This is a genomic window from Georgenia satyanarayanai (genome assembly GCF_900116375.1).
Lineage (GTDB): Bacteria > Actinomycetota > Actinomycetes > Actinomycetales > Actinomycetaceae > Oceanitalea > Oceanitalea nanhaiensis.
Window position 1 is genome coordinate 117,181 of sequence record NZ_UETB01000009.1, and the last position, 15,374, is coordinate 132,554.

Genomic DNA, 15,374 nt, shown 5'->3' on the forward strand with positions numbered 1-15,374 from the left:
GTCACCGGCCTCCCGTCGTCGTGGTCGTCGCTGCCGTGCGGCGCAGGGAACGCAGTGCCCTCACCCGCCGGAACACGCCCCACCGCGGCAGCAGGAGCGCGGTGACGACGAGGACGGCGGAGACGAGCTTCATGTCGTTGGCCTCGAGCCACGGCACCTGGAGGGCGAGCTGGATCGCCACCCGGTAGAGGACCGAGCCGAGCACGACGGCAAGCGTCGAGATGACGATGACGCGGGAGCCGAAGACGGCCTGGCCGAGGATGACCGAGGCGAGGCCGGCGATGATGAGGCCGATCCCCATCGAGATGTCCGCGAAGCCCTGGTACTGGGCGACGGCCGCGCCGGCGAGCCCGACGAGCCCGTTCGACAGGGCCAGTCCGAGGATCTTCGTGCGGTCGGTGTTGACGCCGAAGCTGCGGATCATCGCCTCGTTGTCACCGGTGGCCTGGAGCGCCAGACCGGTGTCGGTGTGGAGGAACCAGTCGAGGGCGAGCTTGACGAGGATGGCCAGCCCCCCGAAGATCGCGATCGCCGCGGCTCCGCCGAGCAGGCCGCTGTCGCGCAGCGGCGTGATGAGCGTGTCCTCGCGCAGCAGCGGGACGTTCGCCCCGCCCATGATCCGCAGGTTGACCGAGTACAGGCCGATCTGGGTGAGGATGCCCGCGAGCAGCGGGTTGATCCCGCCCTTGGCGTGGAGCAGCCCGGTGACGACGCCCGCCGCCAGGCCCGCCACGCCGGCGGCGAGCGTGGCGAGGGCCGGGTGGGTGCCGCCCGTGATGAGGACGGCGGCGGTCGCGGCGCCCGTGGTGAAGCTGCCGTCCACCGTGAGGTCGGGGAAGTTGAGGATCCGGAAGGTCAGGTAGACCCCCAGCGCCATCACGGCGTAGATCAGCCCGAGCTCGATGGCTCCGATCATGACGAGCCCCGTGTCACTCGATGACGGTGTCGGCGCGCTCGACGAGCTCGGCGGGCAGCTCCACGCCCATCCGCTCGGCGGCGGCGGGGTTGACGATGAGCGGCCACTCCTCGAGCGTCTCGATGGGCATCTCGGCCGGGTCGGCGCCGCCGGTGAGGATCTGCACGGCCATCTCGCCGGTCTGGTAGCCCAGCTGCTCGTAGTCGATGCCGTAGGTGGCGATCGCGCCGCGCTCCACGGTGTCGCCGTCGGCGGACACGAGCGGGAGGGACTTCGACTCGGCCACCTGCAGCAGCGCCTCGAAGGACTGGATGACGGTGTTGTCGGTGGGGACGTAGAAGGCGTCGACGTCGAGGGAGTCGGCGGCCTGCTGCACCTCGCCGGAGTTCGTGATCGCGGCGGTCTCGATCTCGATCCCGAGCTCGGCGGCGGCCTCCTGGGCCAGCTCGACCTGCACCTCGGAGTTCACCTCACCGGAGCTGTAGACGATGCCGACGGTCTGGACGTCGGGGGCGATCTCGGCGAGCAGCCCGAGCTGCTCGGCGACCGGGTTGAGGTCGCTCGTGCCGGTGAGGTTGCCACCGGGCGCGTCCCAGCTGTCGACGAGGCCCGCGGCCTCCGGCTCGGTGACGGCGGTGATGAGGATCGGGACGTCGGTGATCGCCTGCGCGGCCGCCTGCGCCGTGGGCGTGGCGATCGCCAGGACGAGGTCGTGCCCGGCGGAGGCGAAGCCGCTCGCGATCGAGATGGCGGTCGACTGGTCGCCCTGGGCGTTCTCCTCGTCGTACTCGACGTCGAGGCCGGCGTCCTCGAGGGCGGCCTTGAAGCCGACGAGGGAGGCGTCGAGCGAGGGGTGGGCGGCGATCTGCGTGACGCCGACGGAGTAGGTCCGGGCGTCGTCGCCGCCCGAGCCGGTGCCGTCCCCGGAGCCGCCGTCGTCGCTCCCGCAGGCGGCGAGGAGGAGGGCGGAGGCGGCCAGGGCGCCGGCCAGTCGGAGGGAGGTGCGCGTCATCGGGGGGTCCTTCCAGGGGCACGGTTCGCGTCGCCGAAGCGTACTGGATGTGACCGCTATATGAGAACGTCGTCTCAGGCGGTGGCGGTCGGGTGGTGTCGGCACCCGCGGGTAGGTTGGTGCCCATGGTCGCTCACAGGTACCTCGGCAACAGCGGTTTCAAGATCTCGGAGATCGTCTACGGCAACTGGCTCACCCACGCCTCGCAGGTGGAGAACGACGTCGCCACACGCTGCGTCCACGCCGCCCTCGACGCCGGCATCTCGAGCTTCGACACCGCCGACACCTACGCGAACACCCGCGCCGAGGAGGTGCTGGCGGACGCGCTCGCCGGCGTCCCGCGCCACGAGCTCGAGATCTTCACCAAGGTCTACTTCCCCATCGGCAAGAAGGGGCCCAACGACACCGGCCTGTCCCGCAAGCACATCCGCGACGGCATCGACGGGTCGCTGCGCCGCCTGCGCACCGACTACGTCGACCTCTACCAGGCCCACCGCTACGACGTCCAGACCCCGCTCGAGGAGACGATGCAGGCCTTCGCCGACATCGTCCGCCAGGGCAAGGCGCTGTACATCGGCGTCTCGGAGTGGCCGGCGGACAAGCTCCGCGAGGGGCACGCGATGGCCCGCGAGCTGGGCTTCCAGCTCATCTCCAACCAGCCGAAGTACTCGATGCTGTGGCGGGTCATCGAGGAGGAGGTCGTCCCGGCCTCCCGCGAGCTCGGCATCGGGCAGATCGTCTTCTCGCCCGTCGCGCAGGGCATCCTCACCGGCAAGTACCAGCCCGGCCAGGCCGTTCCCGAGGGCTCGCGCGCCGCGGACACCAAGGGCGGCGCGCAGATGATCGACAAGGACGTGCACGACGACGTCCTCCTCACCCGCGTCCAGGAGCTGCGGCCGGTCGCCGAGGAGCTGGGCCTGTCGATGGCGCAGCTCGCCGTCGCGTGGGTGCTCCAGAACGAGAACGTCTCGGCCGCCATCATCGGCGCCTCGCGTCCGGAGCAGGTCGCCGAGAACGTCGCGGCCTCCGGGGTGGAGCTCCCGGCCGAGGTCCTCACCCGGATCGACGACATCCTCGGGGACTCGGTCGTGCGCGACCCGTCCCTGACGAACGTGCCGGAGACGCGCTTCGCCTAGGCGCCCGGGAGGACGAGGAGCCCGCGCCCCCACTCGGTGGCGCGCTCCTCCTCCCCGGGGGCCAGCGGCCCCTCGCTGCCATGGACGGCGAAGTGCTCCGGGGGCGCCACGACCGGGACCTTGAGCTGCCGCAGCCGCCGCACGACGGCGCGGGCGGCGCTCCCCGGCAGCTTCGACTCGTGGGTGCGGGTGTCGTAGACGGCGACGGGCACGGTGAGCTCCCCGCCCTCCTCGAGCCACTCGCGAATCCCCGGCCGCGACTCCTCCTCGAGCCCGGCCCGCTCCATCGCCTCGCGGCGTGAGTCGGGCCGGCTGAGGCCGAGCACGTGGGTCGGGGCGCCGATGACGAGGAGGTCGGCGTCGACCGCGCCCACCGGCGGGGCGTCCGCGACGTCGAGCACCTCGACCTCCGCGCCGGTGCGCAGCCCCGCGGCCACCGCCCGGGCCACCCGGCCGGTGTTGCCGAAGTGGGACTCGTACACGACGAGCGCCTTCATCCTGGTCGCCTCCTCCGCACGGTGGTCCGGGCAGGCTACTGGACGTGCCCGCCGGTGCGCGGCACGATGCCGGGCATGGCGATCGACCCGGACACCAAGGACTGGACGTGGGTGCTGCAGCGCCCCTGCCCCGAGTGCGGCACCGAGGCCGCCGCCCACACCCCGGCGACGACGGCGCAGGTGCTCGAGGACGCCGTCGTGCGCTGGGAGGCGGTGCTGCGCCGTCCGGACGTCGCGCGGCGCCCGGACGGGAGCACGTGGTCACCGCTGGAGTACGCGGCGCACGTGCGCGACGTGTGTGGGGTGTTCCGCGAGCGGCTCCACCTCATCCTCACCGAGGACGACCCGACCTTCCCGAACTGGGACCAGGACGCCGCGGCCGTCGCGGGCCGGTACGGCGAGCAGGAGCCGGCGGCGGTCGCCGAGGAGCTGGCCGTGAACGCCCGCGCCGTCGGTGCGGACTTCGACGCCGTCCCCCAGGACCGGTGGGAGCGCAGCGGCCTGCGCAGCAACGGCTCGCCCTTCACCGTGCGCACGCTGAGCCAGTACTTCCTCCACGACGTGCTCCACCACCTGCACGACGTCGGCGGCTGAGTCAGGCCGCCCGCACGAGGAGGACGACGACGTTGGCGAGCGCAATGGCCATCGCCGCGTGGAAGGGGGCGCGGCCCGGCCGCCCGAGGGAGACGACGGCCAGCACCCCGGCACCGGCGAGCACCGCCCACGCCCACGCCGGCACGGGACCGCCTGGCCCCAGCACGGCGACGGCCGTGCCGGTGAGGAGGACGACGACGGCGAGCACGCCCGAGGCCCTCGCCCCGAGCCGGTGGGGCAGGCCGCGGACACCCGTGGCGGCGTCGTCGTCGAGGTCGGGCAGGACGTTGACGACGTGCGCGCCGGCGCCGAGCAGGCCGCCGACGGCGGGCATCCACCATGGCGGCAGCACCGGCGGGTCCAGCGCCAGCCACGGCACCACCGGCAGCGCGGCGAAGGCGACGACGTAGGGCAGCCACGAGACGACCGTCGACTTCAGGCCGAGGTTGTAGGCCCACCCGCCGCCGACGAGGAGCAGGTGCGCCAGGGCCGCGCGCACCCCGAGGGCGAGGGACAGCGCGACCGTGGCCGCCACCGTGAGGCCGAGCGCCAGCGCGACGGCCCGCGTGCTCAGCACCCCGGTCGCCAGCGGCTTGTCCGCCCGCCCGACGGCGCGGTCGCGGGCGGCGTCGAGGAGGTCGTTGGACCAGCCGATGGACAGCTGGCCGGTGAGCACCGCCAGGCCGACGAGCAGCGTGCCGCCCGGCCCGTGCCCCGCGCCCACGGCCAGCAGCACGGCCAGCGCGGTGACGACCACGGTCGGCGCCGGGTGGCTGGCTCGGGCGAGCGCGGTGATGACGGGCACCCGTGGAGGCTAGCCCGTACTCTCGGCTTGTGACTGAGCTGCTCGCCGTCGAGCCGGTGCTGCCCGAGTACCGCTACTCGCAGGGCGAGCTCACCGACGCGCTCGTCGACATCATCGGGCTGGACCCCCGCGGGGAGCGGCTCATCCGCCGCATCCACGCGGGCTGCGGCGTCGACGGCCGCCACGTGGCCCTGCCCCTCGAGCAGTACGCCGAGCTCCTCGACTTCGGCCAGACCAATGACGCCTTCATCGCCGCGGCCGTCGACCTCGGCGCGCAGGCACTGACGCGGGCCCTCGACTCCGCGGGACTCGCGCCCGAGGACCTCGACCTCATCGTGTCCACGACCATCACCGGGCTCGCGGTGCCGTCGCTCGAGGCGCGTATCGCCGAGAGGGTCGGGCTGCGGCGGGACGTCGTGCGGCTGCCGATCGTCGGTCTCGGCTGCATGGCCGGTGCCGCGGGGACCGCGCGGCTGCACGACCTGCTGGCCGGGCGTCCCGGTGCCGTCGGCGCGCTCGTCAGCGTCGAGCTGTGCTCGCTCACCGTCCAGCGGGGCGACGCGTCCGGTGCGAACCTCGTCGCGAGCGGCCTGTTCGGCGACGGCGCCGGCGCGGTCGTCGCCACCTCCGCCGGAGCGACGGAGACACCGCTCCCGCGCGTCGTGGCCGCCGCGAGCCGGCTCTACCCCGGCACGCAGGGCGTCATGGGCTGGGACGTGCGCGCCACGGGACTGCGGATCGTCCTCGGCGCCGAGGTCCCCGACCTCGTCCGCGACAACGTCGGGGCCGACGTCGTCGCCTTCCTCGCCGAGCACGGGCTCACCGTCGCGGACATCGGCTGGTGGGTGTGCCACCCGGGCGGTCCGAAGGTCATCGACGCGCTCGCCGAGACCCTCGGCCTGCCGCTGGAGGCGCTCGCGCTGACGACGGAGTCGCTGCGCACCGTCGGCAACCTCTCCTCCGCGTCGGTGCTCCACATCCTGCGGGCGGCGCTGGACGCCGGTCCCGCCCCCGGCAGCCACGGACTCATGATGGCGATGGGCCCGGGGTTCAGTCTCGAGATGGTGCTCCTGGAGGCCCGATGACGTCGCAGGTCCTGTTCACGGTGCTCATCGGCGCGGTCGGTCTCGAGCGGCTCGCCGAGCTCGTCGTCGCCAAGCGCAACGCCCGCTGGGCCTTCGCCCGCGGCGGGAAGGAGAGCGGCGCGGGGCACTACCCGGTCATGGTCGTGCTCCACACCGGGCTGCTCGTCGGCTGCCTCGTCGAGGTGTGGGCCGCCGACCGGCCGTTCGTGCCGGCGGTCGGGTGGGTCATGCTCGTGCTCGCCCTGGGTTCCCAGGCGCTGCGCTGGTGGTGCATCACGACGCTCGGGCCGCGGTGGAACACCCGGGTCATCGTCGTGCCGGACCTCCCGCTCGTGGCCCGCGGGCCCTACCGGCACCGGTGGCTGCGGCACCCCAACTACGTCGCCGTCGTCGTCGAGGGCTTCGCGCTGCCGCTCGTCCACCACGCGTGGGTGACGGCGCTCGTCTTCACCCTGGCCAACGCGGCGCTGCTCACGGTGCGGATCCGCACCGAGAACCGCGCCCTGGCCGGCGCGGTCCCGGCGGGCGGCTGAGTGACGCCCGACCTCGTCGTCGCCGGCGGTGGTCCCGCGGGGCTGGCGACCGCCCTGCACGCCGCGGCGGCGGGGCTGTCGGTCGTCGTGCGCGAGCCGCGGGCCGGTGTCGTCGACAAGGCGTGCGGCGAGGGGGTGATGCCCGCCGGCGTGGCCCACCTCGCGGCGCTCGGCGTCCACCCGACCGGGCGCGAGATCGTCGGCATCCGGTACTGCGCCCCCGGCCGGAGCGCCGAGACCCGCTTCCGGGGGCCGGCCGGTCGGGGAGTGCGCCGCACCGAGCTGCACCGCGCGCTGCGCGAGGCGGTGCTCGACGCCGGCGTCACGATCGAGCAGGGACGGGTCCGCGAGCTGCGGAACCAGCCGGGCGGCGTCGTCGTGGACGGCGAGACGGTGGGGCACGCCGTCGTCGCCGACGGGCTGCACTCCCCGCTGCGCCGTGCCCTGGGCCTGGAGGCCCGCGCACCCGGACCGGTGCGCTACGGGCTGCGCCGCCACGTGCGCCTGGCGCCGTGGACCGACCACGTCGAGGTGCACTGGGCCGCCCACAGCGAGGCCTACGTGACGCCGGTGGCCGACGACGAGGTGGGCATCGCGGTCCTCACCTCACGGCGGGCGCCCTACGAGGAGCAGCTCGCGGAGTTCCCCGAGCTGCTCGCGCGGCTGGCCGGTGCTCAGCCCGCCTCCACCGTGCGCGGCGCCGGGCCGCTGCGGCAGGCCTCGCGACGGCGGGTGGAGGGGCGGGTCCTCCTCGTCGGGGACGCGTCCGGCTACGTCGACGCCCTCACCGGTGAAGGCATCAGCCTGGCGCTGGCCCAGGCGCAGGCGGCGGTGCGGTCCGTCGTCGCCGGCGAGCCGGCCGGCTACGAGCGGGAGTGGCGCCGCATCGTGCGTCGCCACCGCCTGCTCACCCACGCACTCCTCACGGTCGGCGCGTCCCCCGCCCGGCCGCTGCTCGTCCCGGCCGCCCAGCGGCTGCCGCGCGTCTTCGCCGCGGCCGTCAACGCCGTCGGTGGCTGACCCGTCCTGCCGCTACGGGCCGGTCGCGACGCCGTCGGGCGCCGTCCAGCCCGGGGCTGCGGACGTCGTCGTGCCCGGTGAGGTGGGCTCCTCGTCCCCGCCGCCCGGGAAGATCGCAACGAGCACCGCGACGAGCGCGGTGAGGATCCCCAGGGCGACCGTGACGACGAGCATCGCCTTGAGGTAGCCGCGCTCGTCGTCGCTGTCCACGTCACCGACACTAGCCGCGCGGCCCTCAGGGGAGCGTGCCGAGCGGCCAGCGCTCGCCGGTGGCGCTGTCGATGAGCGCCGCCCTGGTGGCGTGCACCGCGAGCGGCAGGACGGCGTACGCGACGTCGGCCACCACCGGCAGGTCGACGAGCCGGGCACGGGGCGTGAGGCTCACGTGCGGCAGCCAGCGGCCGGGCACGTAGTGGCGGTGCAGCTCCGCGCCCGTCGCCGTCACCGCCTCCACCACCGCCCGCTGCCGGCGGACGAGCTCGGCGGACGCCGCGGGGACGAGCCAGGCCCGGCCGCGCGGCGCGGTGGCGACAGCGGTGAGGTGGAGCGTGAGCGGACCGCCGTCGGGAAGGCCCGCGACGGCGTCCCGGACGGCGTCGACGTCGTAGCCGTGCAGCACCGCGTAGGACAGGTGCGGCAGGTGCCGGCCGTGCGTGTGGGTGGCCATGCTCGGCACGCCGGCGTCCTCGACCCGTCGCCACAGCCCCACGAGCGCGCGCTCGTCCGCCGGGTCGAGGAGCAGGCAGACAGCGAGGGCCATGGTCGGGCCAGGCTATCGGGGGTGCTTGTGCGGCTGCGGTGGCGGGGATAGACAGAGCCCATGCCTCTCGTCTCGCGTCACCTCCTCGGTCCCGGCCCCACGAACCCCTACCCCGAGGCGACGGCGGGTCTCGCCGCGCCGCTGCTGGGCCACCTCGACCCGGGGTTCCTGCGCGTCATGGACGAGACCTGCGCGATGCTCCGCGAGGTGTGGCAGACCGACAACGCCCGCACGCTGCCACTGTCGGCCACCGGCTCGGCCGGGATGGAGGCGGCGTTCGTCAACACGGTGGGCGAGGGGGACGTCGTCGTCGTCGCGGTCAACGGGCTCTTCGGCGAGCGCATGTGCGAGGTGGCCCGCCGCTGCGGTGCCGAGGTGGTGCGCGTGGAGCACGAGTGGGGGCAGCCGGTGGACGTCGAGCGCGTCGCCGCGGCGCACCCCGCGCCCACGGTCGTCGCGATCGTCCACGCCGAGACGTCCACGGGTGTGCGGTCGGACGTCGCCGCCCTCGGACGGCTCAAGGGCGAGGCGCTGCTCCTCGTCGACGCCGTCACCTCCATCGGCGGGATCGAGCTGCGTGCCGACGAGTGGGGCGTGGACATCGGCTACGCCGGCACGCAGAAGTGCCTGGGCGTCCCGCCGGGACTGGCGCCCTTCACGATCAGCGACCGCGCCTTCGCGCGGCGGGTCGAGACGCCGCGCTCCTGGTACCTCGACCTCGGGCTCCTCGGCGGGTACGTCGGCGGCACGACCGGTGGCGCCCGCACCTACCACCACACGGCGCCGACGGCGATGGTCGCCAGCCTGCACGGCGGGCTGCGGCGCATCCTCGCCGAGGGCCTGGACGCCGTGTGGGCCCGTCACGAGCGCGCGGGCCGGCGCCTGCAGGAGGGTCTGCAGGAGCTGGGCCTGGAGCTCTTCGCCGCCGAGGGGCACCGGCTGCCCGAGCTCACCACGGTCCGGGTGCCCGACGGAGTGGACGCCGCCGCCGTGCGCGGGGAGCTGCTCACCCGGTACGGGATCGAGATCGGGGCCGGCGCGGGGAGGTACGCGGACACGGTGTGGCGCATCGGCCTCATGGGGCCCAATGCCGACGACGACTCCGTCGCCCTCGTCCTCGCGGCCCTCCGGGACGTCCTGCGCCGCTGAGTCCCCGGGTGCGGCGTGCCCCGTTGTCGGTTCGAATGGGCCGGGATGAGCACCCCACTCGAGCAGTACGCCCTCCTGTCCGACATGCGCACCGGTCCGCTCGTCTCACGCGACGGCAGCATCGACTGGCTGTGCCTGCCCCGCTTCGACTCCCCGGCGATGTTCTGCGCCCTCCTCGGTGACGAGGACGACGGCCGGTGGCAGCTGCGCGTCGTGGACGGCGAGGTCGTCGAGCGCCGCTACCTGCCGCAGACCTTCGTGCTCGAGACGACGTGGCAGACCGCTGCCGGCCGCGCCCGCGTGACCGACTTCCTGCCGCCGGCCACCGCCCAGGGAGACCTGGTGCGCCGCGTCGAGTGCCTCGAGGGAGAGGTCGAGGTGGAGCACGACCTGCGGCTGCGATTCGACTACGCGCGCTCGACGCCGTGGACCCGCCGCATCGAGAAGGAGGACGGGGAGCCCGCGCTCCTGTCCATCGCCGGCCCGGACGCCATCCTCGTCACCGGCCCGCTCCTCCACTGGCCCGACGGCTCGGACGAACGGGCCGAGGACGCCGTCGACCGGGCGACCGCCGACGCCTCCTCCACGCAGCCCGGCGCCCACGGGGACGGAGAGGAGGAGGGCCAGCCGGCTCCGCGGCTCGTGGGCACGTTCCCGCTGCGGGAGGGGGAGCGGCTGGACTGGGACCTCACGTGGTTCCCCTCCCACGAGGAGCCGCCGGAGCCGCCGGACGCGGACCAGGCGCTGGCGGAGACGGTCGAGTTCTGGGCGGAGTGGGCGGGGCGGCTCGAGGTCCACACCGACCACCAGCCGATCGTCCTGCGCTCCCTCCTCGTGCTGCGCGCCCTCACCCACCTCGACACCGGCGGGATCGTCGCGGCACCGACGGCGTCCCTGCCCGAGTGGTTCGGTGGTGGACGGAACTGGGACTACCGCTACACGTGGCTGCGGGACGCGGCCTTCACCATCGAGGTGGCGATCGCGCACGGCCTCACCGAGGGCGCGTCGCTGTGGCGCGACTGGCTGCTCCGGGCGGTCGCGGGCGACGCCGACGACATCAAGATCATGTACGGGCTGGCGGGGGAGCGGCAGCTCACCGAGCTGGAGCTGGACCACCTCGCCGGCTACGAGGAGTCCCGGCCGGTGCGGATCGGCAACGGCGCGGCGGACCAGTACCAGGCGGACGTCGTCGGGGAGGTGATGATCGCCCTCCACGAGCTGCGCAGGGCGGGCGTCCCCGAGGACGAGTACACGTGGGGCCTGCAGAAGAGCCTGCTGCGCTACTGCGAGAACAACATCGACCGCAAGGACCACGGTGTGTGGGAGATGCGGGGGGAGCCGCACTACTTCACGCACGGCCGCGCGATGATGTGGGCGGCCTTCGACAGGGGTGTGCGGGCGGTGGAGGAGCACGGGCTGGAGGGCCCGGTCGAGCGGTGGCGCGAGCTGCGCGAGCGGCTGGCGGCGGAGGTCGAGGAGCACGGCTTCGACATCGAGATCAACAGCTTCACCCAGACCTACGACAACACCGAGGTCGACGCCTCGCTCCTCCAGCTGCCGCACACCGGCCTGCTCGCCTACGACGATCCGCGCATGCTCGGCACCGTCGAGCGGATCGAGCGCGACATCGTCGACGACCACGGCCTGGTCCACCGCTACCGTACGGAGGCCGGCATGGACGGCCTGGAGGGCGGTGAGTACCCGTTCGTCCTGTGCACCTTCTGGCTGGTGGAGCAGTACGCCTCCAGCGGCCGGCTCGAGGAGGCGCGGACGCTCATGGCGCAGGTGATCGGGTACGCGAGCGACCTGGGGCTGTTCTCCGAGGAGTACGACCCGCAGAGCGGGCGGCTGGCCGGAAACTTCCCTCAGGCCTTCAGCCACCTCGGCCTCATCCGGGCCGCCGACGCGGTCAAGGCGGCCGAGGAGGCGGGCACCGAGAGCTGAGCCCGCCGCGCCGCTCAGACCTTGAAGCGTCCCACCAGCGCGTCGAGGTGCTCGGAGGTGCGCGCGAGCTCGTCGGCCGAGGTGCGCAGCTGGTCGATGCTGTCGACCGTGCTCTGGGCGTTGTCCGCGATCGAGCGGACGTTGTCGGCGATGGTCGTGGCCCCGACGGCCGCCTCGGCGACGTTGGAGGACATCGCCGTGGTGGTGGCGCTCTGCTCCTCGACCGCTCCGGCGATGCTGCCCTGGTGGTCGTTGACCTGACCGATGACGTCGGTCGTCGTCGAGATCGCGGAGACGGCGGTGTCGACGTCGGACTGGATCTGGGTGATCCGCGCCGTGATCTCGTCGGTCGCGCGGGCGGTGCCCTGGGCGAGCTCCTTGACCTCTCCGGCGACGACGGCGAAGCCCTTGCCGGCCTCCCCGGCACGTGCCGCCTCGATGGTCGCGTTGAGCGCGAGCAGGTTGGTCTGCTGGGCGATGGAGTTGATGAGGGCCACGACCTCCCCGACCGCGGTGGAGGACTCGCCGAGGCGGCTGATCGTCGAGTTGGCCGCTGCCGTGCTGGTCACCGCGGTGCGTCCGGCGTTGCTCGCCTCGGACGCGCTGCGGGCGATCTCGTGGATCGACGCGCCCATCTGCTCGCTCGCCGCGGCGACGGTCTGGACGTTGGAGGACACCTGCTCGGCGGCCGCCGCCGCGGCTCCGGCCTGCTGGGCCGCGTCGGAGGACTGACGGGTCATCTCGGCGGTGATGACGGACAGCTCCTGGGCTGCTGCGGAGGACGTCGTCGCGGTCTCGCCGATCTCGCGCACCAGGGTCGCGACGTTGCCGACGAAGCGGTTGAAGACCGTGGCGAGGGCACCGACCTCGTCGGCGCGGGAGTCGTCGACCCGCTGGGTGAGGTCGCCGTCGCCGTCGGCGATCTCGCGGAGCCGTTCGGTGAGGGCGTTGACCGGGCGGGTGATGCTGCGCGTGAGCACGGTGGCGAGCACGAGGACGATGACGAGCGCCAGAGCCGTCCCCCCGACGACGACGGCCTTCGTGGTCGTCGCGGTCGCGTCGGCCTCTGCGGCGCGCTCGGCCAGGAGCGCCTCCTCGTCCGCCATGATCGCGTCCAGCACGTCGCGGATCTCGTCCATGACGGCCTTGCCCGCGTCGGAGAGCACGATGGCCTGCGCCGCCTCGAAGCCCTCGTCGGACCGGACGTCGATGGTCTGCTGCATCTCGTCGAACTTCGCGGCGATGAGGGGCTCCAGCTCATCCAGCCGTGCCTGCTGCTCGGCGTTGTCGATCGTGAGGTCGCGGGCGGCCTCGAGGTGAACCGTCACCGACTCCTGAGCGGCGGTGTACGGCTCGAGGTAGGCGTCCACGCCCGTGATGACGTACCCACGCTGACCGGCTTCCGCGTCCTTGAGGGACGAGAGCACCTCGTTGGTCTCGTTGAGCACCTCGTGCGTGTGCTCGACCCATCCGCTGTTCGTCACCAGGGACGCCGTGTTGGTGAAGGAGACCACGCCGATGACCGCCATCAGCGCCAGCGCGGCCGCGTACCCCGCGGCCAGGCGGCGCCCGATGGTCCAGCGCAACCGGCCCGTTCGGCCCGTGGTCGGCTCGGCTGCGGGCCGGGGTGCGGCAGGGGTGGTGTCCAAGGGGGCTCCTCGAGGCGGGGGACGTGCTCCCCCATCCATCGGCCACCCGGCCGGGAATCTGAGCGTGACGTCCGCCGCCCGCGCCGCCGGCGCCTGGGGCCGCGGTCGCCGACCGGCCGTCTCACACGGGTGGGTGGTCGGGGAGGCCCTGCGTGCGCCGGCGCCCGCGGGTGACCCGGCCTCCGGGATGGCGCCGGTAGACGTGGCCGCTGGGGGTGACCCACTCGTAGGCGCTGCTGCCGAGGCGGCGGAGCTGGAACTGGGCGCTGGTCTTGAGGATGTGGTCGTGGGGGCAGAGGTCCTCGAGGCCGAGCATGGAGGTGGTGCCTCCGGCGTTCCAGGGGACGATGTGGTCGAGCTGGCAGCCTCGGGCGGGGTGGGTGCAGCCGGGTCGCACGCAGGTGCCGTCCCGTAGCCGGATGAGCTCGGCGAGCTCGGTGGGTGGCCGGTAGCGGGTGCGTCCGTGGTCCAGGACGGTGCCGGTGAGCGGGTCGGTGACGATCCGTCGCCATGTGCCGCCCAGCGCCGCGGCCCGGGCGACGGCGGGGGAGATGGGTCCGTAGCCCTCGAGGGTGGCGATCTCGGCGGGCTCGCGGTCGAGCAGGGCGAGCATGGCGTCCTCCTCGGGCAGCGGGACGAGCTCCGCACCGGTGCCGTCGGCCGGCTTCGACGCCGGCAGGCCGAGCTGCCGGGCGATGTCGGGCGGGAGCAGCACCGAGAGCGGCACGTGGACCCGGATCTGGGCGCGCTGGCCACCGATCTCACCCACCGGCATGTGCCAGCGACGCGGGACGGAGCCCGGACCGTGCGGAGGTGGATCGCCATCCGGAGGCGGAGGCGGGTCCGTAGGCGCCGCGGACGCTACCGCACCGACTGTGGGCGCAGCTGTCCCCTCGGACCGGTGGCCAGGTGGGTCGAGATCGGCCGGGACAGGGCTTGCGGCGTCCGGAGGTGCGAGCCGACCCGACTCGCGCCGCTGGGAGACCGGCCGGGGTGGAGCTGGAGAGGTTCCGGCAGCAGATTCACTCCGCTCGTCGGCCCGGCCCTGGGCCTCGAGCGTCGTGCCGTCCACGGTGTCGGTCGGCGGCACGTCCACCGCGCCAGGCTGGCAACCATCCGGCGCTTCCGGTGTCTCCGGCGCGTCAGGTGCCTGCACCGCCCCACAGTCGACATCGTGCGCCGTCCCGACATGGGGCTCGTCGCCCGCCGGATCGTCAGGAAGTTGGCCGGCACTCACGACGGTTCCCGGCGGTAGTCCGACGTACCCGACCTCGAGGGCGGTGTGGCCCATGAGGGAGAGGAGGTCGGCGCGCAGCTGGTCCAGCGTGCGGTCATCGCCGCCGGCCTGGGCGGAGCGGGCGGTGGCCTCGAGTGCGAGGTCGATGGCCGCGGCGTCGGTGGCCGGCAGGACTGCGTGGATGGAGGCCATGCCGTCGGGCAGCTGGCGCGGGTGCTCGACCCGTCGTCTGGCGCGGGCGCGGGCGTGGAAGAGGTCGGCGTCGTCGTGGCTGACGGCGATGACGGCCTTCCTGATGGCCTCGAGGAGCTGGCTGTGGGTCTGGGTGCCGGCGTCGTCGATGACGGCGTCCTGGACGAGGACGGCGATCTCGACGGGGTAGTCCTCGAGCATCGACACGATCGTGGTGGCCTTGCGGGCGTCGATGTGCCCGGTGGCCAGGGCCTGACCGGTGAGGGCGAAGACGCCCTCGAAGGCGCGGGCATTGCTCACCAGGCGCTGCGCGGCGAAGCGGCTCAGCCCCAGGCGGGGAGCGAGCTCGTCCGCGGCCATGTTCCCGGCCTTGACGTGCGAGGGCAGGGCGCCGCTGCCGGTCATCAGTGGCCGCCGGGAGAGCTCGCCGGCTACGCGGGTGAGCTTGGCGGTGGCCCACGCGGCCATGCGCTGGTACGCGGCGGCCATCTCCACGAGGTAGTACTCGTCCACCTCTCGCGGGTCGATGTCCTCGAGCTCGGCGAGGAGCTGGCCGTCGGGTGCCATGGCCGCGAGCGCCTCGGCCGGCACCGGCTGGCACGGCTCGAAGCCCATCTCCCGGGTGCTGATCGTCGACGGCGCAGGCGACTCCCCGGCGTCGACGAACACGTCGGCGGCGTCCTCCTCGCAGGCCCACAGCTCCTCCAGGCGGCGCAGGGACTGCTCACCGATCGGCTCGTAGGTGCTGGGGTCCTCCAACCAGGCCGCGTGCGGGTCGAAGTCGTCGATGGTGCTCACCGACCCCACCCCCTCTGCGGGTTTCCGACTGCTTTGCCGTCCTGCTC

At 73.8% G+C, this 15,374-nt stretch carries 15 protein-coding genes; 7 read left to right on the forward strand and 8 right to left on the reverse strand.

The window, feature by feature from the left end:
- Position 1 precedes the first annotated feature (1 nt).
- Together DSZ44_RS12525 and DSZ44_RS12530 are read right to left on the reverse strand one after the other, a co-directional pair.
- Positions 2-916, reverse strand: a complete 915-nt coding sequence (locus DSZ44_RS12525; RefSeq protein ID WP_110852961.1) for an ABC transporter permease — start codon at positions 914-916, stop codon at positions 2-4.
- Between the two features lie 13 nt (positions 917-929).
- On the reverse strand, positions 930-1,928 hold the full coding sequence (locus tag DSZ44_RS12530) for an ABC transporter substrate-binding protein (RefSeq protein ID WP_110852962.1): 999 nt from the start codon (positions 1,926-1,928) through the stop codon (positions 930-932).
- Positions 1,929-2,053: 125 nt separating this feature from the next.
- Between DSZ44_RS12530 and DSZ44_RS12535 the strand changes: the two genes are divergently transcribed.
- Complete coding sequence (locus DSZ44_RS12535) at positions 2,054-3,064, forward strand: aldo/keto reductase family protein (protein ID WP_110852963.1); 1,011 nt, start codon at positions 2,054-2,056, stop codon at positions 3,062-3,064.
- Here the strand turns inward: DSZ44_RS12535 and DSZ44_RS12540 are convergent.
- Positions 3,061-3,561, reverse strand: a complete 501-nt coding sequence (locus DSZ44_RS12540; RefSeq protein ID WP_110852964.1) for a flavodoxin family protein — start codon at positions 3,559-3,561, stop codon at positions 3,061-3,063. The genes DSZ44_RS12535 and DSZ44_RS12540 overlap by 4 nt on opposite strands.
- Positions 3,562-3,636: 75 nt before the next feature.
- Between DSZ44_RS12540 and DSZ44_RS12545 the strand changes: the two genes are divergently transcribed.
- Positions 3,637-4,155, forward strand: coding sequence for a DinB family protein (locus DSZ44_RS12545; RefSeq protein WP_110852990.1), 519 nt, complete (start codon positions 3,637-3,639; stop codon positions 4,153-4,155).
- A gap of 1 nt (position 4,156) precedes the next feature.
- Here DSZ44_RS12545 and DSZ44_RS12550 read toward each other — a convergent pair whose 3' ends face one another.
- Entirely contained in the window at positions 4,157-4,960 is an 804-nt protein-coding gene (locus tag DSZ44_RS12550) for a UbiA family prenyltransferase (protein ID WP_220035187.1), read from the reverse strand.
- A gap of 29 nt (positions 4,961-4,989) precedes the next feature.
- Between DSZ44_RS12550 and DSZ44_RS12555 the strand changes: the two genes are divergently transcribed.
- Genes DSZ44_RS12555 through DSZ44_RS12565 form a run of 3 tightly spaced genes read left to right on the forward strand, consistent with a single transcriptional unit; the run spans position 4,990 to position 7,598 of the window.
- Positions 4,990-6,045 (forward strand): type III polyketide synthase, encoded by a 1,056-nt coding sequence (locus DSZ44_RS12555; protein WP_110852965.1) that lies wholly within the window; start codon positions 4,990-4,992, stop codon positions 6,043-6,045.
- A complete protein-coding gene (locus tag DSZ44_RS12560) occupies positions 6,042-6,578 on the forward strand; it encodes an isoprenylcysteine carboxyl methyltransferase family protein (RefSeq protein WP_110852966.1) in 537 nt (178 codons plus the stop codon). The genes DSZ44_RS12555 and DSZ44_RS12560 overlap by 4 nt, the downstream gene beginning before the upstream one ends.
- Entirely contained in the window at positions 6,579-7,598 is a 1,020-nt protein-coding gene (locus tag DSZ44_RS12565; protein ID WP_110852967.1) for an NAD(P)/FAD-dependent oxidoreductase, read from the forward strand. It begins immediately after the preceding gene.
- A 12-nt stretch (positions 7,599-7,610) separates the two neighbouring features.
- On the opposite strand, the gene DSZ44_RS12570 is transcribed toward DSZ44_RS12565, so the two are convergent.
- Complete coding sequence (locus DSZ44_RS12570) at positions 7,611-7,808, reverse strand: hypothetical protein (protein WP_110852968.1); 198 nt, start codon at positions 7,806-7,808, stop codon at positions 7,611-7,613.
- A gap of 25 nt (positions 7,809-7,833) precedes the next feature.
- On the reverse strand, positions 7,834-8,358 hold the full coding sequence (locus DSZ44_RS12575; RefSeq protein ID WP_110852969.1) for a 2'-5' RNA ligase family protein: 525 nt from the start codon (positions 8,356-8,358) through the stop codon (positions 7,834-7,836).
- 60 nt (positions 8,359-8,418) lie between these two features.
- Between DSZ44_RS12575 and DSZ44_RS12580 the strand changes: the two genes are divergently transcribed.
- Positions 8,419-9,507: a pyridoxal-phosphate-dependent aminotransferase family protein gene (locus DSZ44_RS12580; RefSeq protein WP_110852970.1), complete on the forward strand. Its 1,089-nt coding sequence runs from the start codon at positions 8,419-8,421 to the stop codon at positions 9,505-9,507.
- A 45-nt stretch (positions 9,508-9,552) separates the two neighbouring features.
- The gene (locus DSZ44_RS12585) at positions 9,553-11,451 is read left to right on the forward strand and encodes a glycoside hydrolase family 15 protein (RefSeq protein ID WP_110852971.1); all 1,899 of its coding nucleotides are present in this window, start codon (positions 9,553-9,555) and stop codon (positions 11,449-11,451) included.
- A 14-nt stretch (positions 11,452-11,465) separates the two neighbouring features.
- Here DSZ44_RS12585 and DSZ44_RS12590 read toward each other — a convergent pair whose 3' ends face one another.
- Together DSZ44_RS12590 and DSZ44_RS12595 are read right to left on the reverse strand one after the other, a co-directional pair.
- On the reverse strand, positions 11,466-13,100 hold the full coding sequence (locus DSZ44_RS12590; protein WP_181424632.1) for a methyl-accepting chemotaxis protein: 1,635 nt from the start codon (positions 13,098-13,100) through the stop codon (positions 11,466-11,468).
- Positions 13,101-13,221: 121 nt separating this feature from the next.
- Positions 13,222-15,327: an HNH endonuclease signature motif containing protein gene (locus DSZ44_RS12595; protein WP_146237542.1), complete on the reverse strand. Its 2,106-nt coding sequence runs from the start codon at positions 15,325-15,327 to the stop codon at positions 13,222-13,224.
- Between the last annotated feature and the right edge of the window lie 47 nt (positions 15,328-15,374).